Origin of the sequence: Pseudoflavonifractor sp. An85 (genome assembly GCF_002161235.1) — a bacterium.
In the GTDB taxonomy this organism is placed as follows: Bacteria; Bacillota; Clostridia; order Oscillospirales; family Oscillospiraceae; genus Enterenecus.
This window is the reverse complement of record NZ_NFHE01000054.1, coordinates 1-5,989: the sequence shown is the minus strand read 5'-3', so window position 1 is coordinate 5,989 and position 5,989 is coordinate 1. Positions and strand designations below refer to the sequence as shown.

Annotated in this window: 5 protein-coding genes; all 5 read right to left on the bottom strand. The window is 62.5% G+C overall.

Features of this window, described 5'->3' with window-relative positions:
* Positions 1 to 431, bottom strand: a 431-nt coding sequence (locus B5G37_RS13875) for a DUF805 domain-containing protein (protein ID WP_143482974.1), incomplete at its 3' end; no start/stop codon positions are given.
* A 14-nt stretch (positions 432 to 445) separates the two neighbouring features.
* On the bottom strand, positions 446 to 1,273 hold the full coding sequence (locus B5G37_RS13870) for a class B sortase (protein WP_087258803.1): 828 nt from the start codon (positions 1,271 to 1,273) through the stop codon (positions 446 to 448).
* Positions 1,263 to 3,284 carry a VaFE repeat-containing surface-anchored protein gene (locus B5G37_RS13865; RefSeq protein ID WP_143482973.1) on the bottom strand — a complete coding sequence of 674 codons (2,022 nt, stop codon included), beginning with the start codon at positions 3,282 to 3,284 and terminating at the stop codon, positions 1,263 to 1,265. The genes B5G37_RS13870 and B5G37_RS13865 overlap by 11 nt, the downstream gene beginning before the upstream one ends.
* 1,212 nt (positions 3,285 to 4,496) lie before the next feature.
* Positions 4,497 to 5,048 carry a DUF5105 domain-containing protein gene (locus B5G37_RS13860; protein WP_143482972.1) on the bottom strand — a complete coding sequence of 184 codons (552 nt, stop codon included), beginning with the start codon at positions 5,046 to 5,048 and terminating at the stop codon, positions 4,497 to 4,499.
* 56 nt (positions 5,049 to 5,104) lie between these two features.
* Positions 5,105 to 5,989: hypothetical protein (locus B5G37_RS15300; protein WP_204217944.1), on the bottom strand; the 885-nt coding region annotated here is incomplete at its 5' end.

Here is a 5,989-nt window from a genome sequence, read left to right as displayed (position 1 = left end):
CCGAACAGGCCGAAGAAGAACATGATGTACCCGATAAGGTACAGGCCGTACACGATGAACATGAACGTGCCGGGCTTGTCCGCGTCATGGAGGCGACGCCATGAGATGGCGATGGTCGGTAGGATGGTGGCGAGTCCCCAGCAGGCGCTCAACAGGGAGAACAGAGCGCCCAAGCCGCTGCCCGACTGATCCAGAAGGCTGAAGGCGAACCACACGAGGAAGGTGAACAGCATCGCCCACCAGTATTCGCTACGGCTGGCACGGCCACGGAAGCGCACGTAGCCCTTCCAGTATCGGATGATGGCGTCCTTGAAGGAGCATCCCGTCACCGGCAGGGTGTCGTCCGCCTGCGGCAGCGCCGGTGCGGGCACAGGCTGTTCGGGGGCCTGCCATGGGTTTGGTTCTGTCATGTTGGTTTCCTTTCTGTCCATTGCAGATACCTCTATCAGGGTACCATTTGGTCTCCACCGCTTTCGCTTGCCACCACGACGGTGCGCTCGTTCTCCGGGTGGACATAGTAGGAGCAGCTTACAAGGGAGACGGCCTGTTCCGGTTCCATGGTGCCGTCCAGCGTCATGGAGGCGTCCATCCGCATCGCGTCGTACCACATGCGGAAATCCTCATTATTGTGGAAAACGGTCCTCTTGGATGGTTCCAGACCGTTGACGATCTGCGCGAACCGCACCTCGTAGGCCCGTTTCCACTCCGGAGTCTGAAGAAGGATTGTGGCGTGCCCGGCGGCGAAGGTTTCGTCCGCGTATTCTTGGATGACGCCGAAGGGCGCGGCTTCCAGATTCCCAGAATGGTGGCCGAGAATGACCGCGTTGCGGCTGTCCAGCCCTGCTTCGACGCATTCCGCGTCGAGATATATGGCTCCGTAGACGTTGTAGTTCCCGTACACGTCGTGGCTGAGATAGAAGTCCGGGTCATCCGTGGGTGCCTGCACGATGGGGGAATTGATGGTGGTGCCCGGCACGGTGATCCACCCGATGACATCTGGGTTGACGCCCTGCCAGTAGGCCCAGTCCACTGTGGGGAACCCATCATCCGCCGCCTCGCTGGCATCATCCTCCCCCGTGGAGGAGGATGCGTCGGAGGTTATGGTCAGGGAAGGGTCTGCCGTGTCCCCCTGTGTGGGGGACAGTATTCTGGGCGAGGGCGGCGTTTGTGCCGCTCCTCCCCAAGAGTGGAGGAGCCAGCACAGGATTGCCGCCATGAGTGCGAAGCCCACACTCATGCCCAACAGGATGCGGGATTTCGTCTTATTCGTCATGGCCGTCGCTCCCGTCTTTGCGGTGCAGCCGGTGCGCGCAGAAGGTGGTGCCGCCCGCCGCCACGATCAGCAGGACGATCCCGGCCACGATGGGCATGGTGCTCACGCCGGTCTTGCCGTAGGTGGACCCCTGCGGCTTGTCCGGCTCGGGGGTGGGCTGCTCCGGTTCGGGCTGTTCGGGGGTGTCGGGAGTCTCCGGCTCCTCCGGGTGCTCCACGGTGACGGTCTGGCCTTCGTCGGTGATGTCCGCATGGACGGCGATCACCTCGCCGTTGTGGAACAGGGTCTCGAACGCCACCAGCTCCGTACCGTCCGCAATGGCGGAAGCGTCGAACGTGAACGTCACTTCCACACAGCCGCTGGCGTTCTCCGGTGTGAAGGTGGTCTTGGCGGAGACGGGGTTCCCGTCCGCATCCAGCAGAGGCTTCTCGGTGATGCTGCCGTCATCGTCCACATGCTTCACATAAAGCGCTCCGGTGAGGGTGTATTCCTCGCCGGGGATGAGGTTCGCGTACTCCACCGTATCCACGATGGTGGCCTCCGCGTCGGCGGTCACGGTCTTATCACCGTCCGCGCCGTCCGTGGCGGTGGTGCCGATTGCCGGTTTGGGGTTCTCCACCATGACGGTCTGGCCTTCATCGCTGATGTCAGCATGGGCCGCGACCTCCACGCCGTCATGGGTCAGGATCTCGAACGCCACCAGCTCCGTACCGTCCGGAAGGGTTGTGGCGTCGAAGGTGAACCTGACCTCCATGGAACCGTCCGGGGACTCCGGTGCGAACGTGGTCTCGGCGGAGACGGGGTTCCCGTCCGCATCCAGCAGGGCTTCCTCCGTCACATTGCCTTCCTCGTCCACATGCTTCACATAAAGCGCTCCGGTGAGGGTGTATTCCTCGCCGGGGATGAGGTTCGCGTACTCCACCGTATCCACGATGGTGGCCTCTATATCGGCGGTCACGGTCTTGTCGCCGTCCGTGCCGTCCGTGGCGGTGGTGCCGATCTGCGGGGCGATGACGCGGAGCTGCTGGTCCACGTCGTCCTTGTCCTTATGCTCCGCCATGAGGGTGCCGTCGCTCACGCGGTGAAGCTCCTCGAAGACGGTGATGGTCCTGCCGCCCAAGCCGGTGGCGGGCAGGGTCGTTTCCACGATCTCATAGCCGTCCGCAGTCTGCGCGGTGAACTCATGTGTGGCGGTGACGGGCTTATCGTCCACGGTGACGGGTTCGCCGGTTTCCGTGTCCACGATCGAGGCGGTGAGCCGGTAGGTTTCGCCTGCGGTGAGGCCGGTGTAGGTCACTTTGTCCGCGATCCTCACGTCACCGGCCATGATGGAGTTGTCTCCGTCGGTGGGGTCGTAGGCGTTGGTGGTGATGGAAACGGTGGGTTGGGGCTGGTCGTCGAGGGTGCCGTAGTCGTACACCACGCCGTCGCGGGTGATGGTGACGGTGGTGTGGATAAGCCGGTAGCCTTCGTTGGCGGTGCAGCGCAGCTCCTCGATGCTGTAGGAGTCGTAGGGGAACGCGCCGTGCCCGTCGTCCGGGCTGGTCAGGGTGCCCTCACTGGTGAGGCCGAACCAGACGCCTGCGGTGGGATCGAGCAGAACACTGTCGATGGGTTCGGATTCGCCAAGCGCCCAGTCGTTGCCGTTGGTGTTATGCGTGTGATGGTTCCACGAGGACGCGGAGTTGAAATACCCGTTGGCGTCGGTGACGATGACGTGGGTTTCCCCGGTGGTCAGGCTGGTGAGCTTGAAGGGGATTCCGGCCATCCGGTCGGCGCTGTCCCCGGTTTTCTTGCTGAAGGTGAGATCGCCGCGCACCACCTGTTCCGGCACCTGCGGCGTCTGGTAGGTGACGGCGTTCTCCACGGGCTGTTCCTGAATCTTCTGGAAGTTCAGGAAGTCCCTATTGAGCAGATACCCTTCCGACGGTTTGGATTCGTACATGACGAGGGTGCCGCGCGGGATCACGGCCTGTCCGCTGGCGTCCCTGTACAGGTCATCCCCGGACACCAGATGGGCTTCATCGAGGAAGGCGAACCCGTTCGCGTCCGTGGCGACGATCCATGCGCGGGCCGGGGCGATTCCGGCCTCCTTGAGAGTGTCGTAATCGTCATAGCTGAGGGTGCCGTAGTATTCGATGGTGAACTCCGCGCCTTCGAGCGTGGCGGCACCCTGTGGCAGGTTGCCTTCATCGTTGCAGGTTCTCTCGCCGTCGTATTTGGCGACCATCAGCCCGGCGGGATCGTAGGCCGGGGCGTCGCTGAACGTGAGAGTCGCGGTCTCCTGCGCGGTGATGGTGACGGCCTGCTCCGCTGCGGGCAGAAACCCTTCCGGGGGCTTGGTCTCACGGATGGTGACGGTCTGCCCTGCGGGCACCTCCAACGTGCCCGTGGTGCCATCCTCCTCTGTGGTGAGGGTGCCCAGCACACTGCCGTCCTGACTGGTGACGGTGAACTCCGCGCCCGCCAGCGAGTACATGGCGTTCCCGGCCGTGAGGGCGGGGTCCGCGCTCTGTTTGACGATCCGCACGTATCCGTAGGGCATATAGGTGAAGTTGCCCACGCGCTGCGTGTAGCCCTGCCCGTACAGGTCGAAATTGGGGCGCTCCTCCGGGCAGACATCCTCTCTGGTGTCGGCGAAGTACCGGCTCTCCACGATGATGTCATAGCTGGTGCCGTTCCATGTGCCGGTGAACGGGTAGTCCCCGGCCAAGGGGATGTAGCTCCCGTGGTCGATGCACTCCCCGTGATAGGTCTGCCCGTCCGGCATGGTCACGAAGAAGGTGGTGTATGGCTCCGAACCGCCGGTGTTGGCCCCGAGGTCGTCCACCTCGATATGGCAGGTGCCCGTGATGGTGGGTTCCGCCGCGTATGCCTGCATGGCGGGCGTGAGCACGCCGAACAGGCTTCCCAGCATGAGCAGGAACGCCATGAGGCCCGTCCGGAGACGGCGGATTCTTTCTCTGAAATGGTTCATGATGGTCTCCTTTCGTTTTTCACATCATTGTGAGCATCTATGTAAAACCGCAGCGCTGCGGCAGAATATTCGGGAGACTGGGAAATCGAAAATCCTCGAATGAGGGTAAACCCGGTGTAACAAACGGCTGCGGAAACCGCACACCGTCAATCAAAAGCGCGAATCCTTCTCTTATTCGCACGGTATCGCCCCCGTGCGGGGGATGCGCTGGAAGATCGTGCATCCCCCTGCATGGAATGGCGGCTGTCAGTTCATCGCCTGTGCAAGCGCCTCGTCCCCGTTGTCGCACTTCCATGTGCCCTTCGGCGTGCGCGTGTAGGTGAACTCGCAATCGGTCTCGGCGGTCTCCGCCGTCTCGACCACATCCATCATGGTCTCCCCTGCGAGCTGCCTGAGGGCGTCCTGATCGGACAGCTCCGTAATATCCAAGGAATCCAGACGCGAATAGTAGTCGTTCTGGAAATCCGTCATGATGCCGTCAAGGGACTTGCAGGTGATCGTGGCCTTGGCGGTGGCCACGCCGTCCTTGATCGATACGTCCTCCACGGTGTAATCGAACCCGTCCAGATATGCGGTCACGAACTCGTCCGTATCGATGCCCAGCGAGGCGAAGTCCTCGCCCGCATTCTCCTCGATCCCGGACACGAACGAATCGTCCCCCTGTTTGATCGTCTCAAGCTGGTTCGTGAGGTCGTCGCGGATCGCGGCCTCCGGGCTGTTGCACGCCGTGAGCGTGACGGCGGCGATTGCCGCCATCGCCGTAGCCGAAACTATCCTTTTCCAAACGGTCTTCTTCATGACACAACCTTCCTTCCCGAATCCGCTGATGTTTTCCTTCATTGGTGGGATCATCGTCATTTCTCCTGCTGCGGGGAACGGCTGGCAGAGCCGCTGGACCCGGCCAGCATGTCCGATGCCGTGCGGGACGCCTCAGCCTCATCCGCGAGCCGGGGCATGGACGGCCCATGACCGGACGCAGGCTCGGCGTGGGCGTTGCGCTCCTCCTCGGGAACGCCGAGAGCTGCCGCCTGCCGGATGACCTCATCCGGCAGGAAGTTGGCGATCACGCTCCACCCCATTGCGATGGAACGGTCCTGTAGATCGCTGCCGATCCCGTCGATGACCTGATCGATGAGGGCTTCCACCTGTTCCCCCTGCGGGCCGTGCCGGTCGAGTTCCACGTCGTACGACGGGTCGCAGGCGTCCTCGATGGCCGCCGCAATGTCGTCCCTTGCCCATTGGATCGTGCAGAACACCTCCGGCCTTTCGGCGGAGGGCTTGCCCATGGGGCTTCGGGTGTCGATGACATGCTCATAAGGGGTGTCCGCCAGCAGCATTCCGAAAGCATCAGTGACATTCTCCAATGCGCTGTCCTCCAACACCCCGGACGCACCGGTACGGTTGTTCTTGGCGAGTTCGATGGTGATGCGGTTTCGCTCCTCCTGTGTGAGGAATGGAATAAGTTCCGCATTGTCGTTTTCGATCCATTCGGCGGCCAGCGCGTACCGCACCATATCATGCGGGTTCGCGCAGTTCCGCGCCCTGTTCATGAGCTGCGTGCTGGCGAGGCTGCACAACCCCAGCAGTTTCTCACGGTTTGGCTCCGGCAGACGTTGGATTGAACCCGGCCTGATCTGCGGATCGTAGGAGTACACCGCGTCCGGCGCGGCGTTGAAGATGTCGAGGACATCCCCGGCGAACTCCTCGAAGGATTCGTCCGGGTCATCATTGAAGTCCCG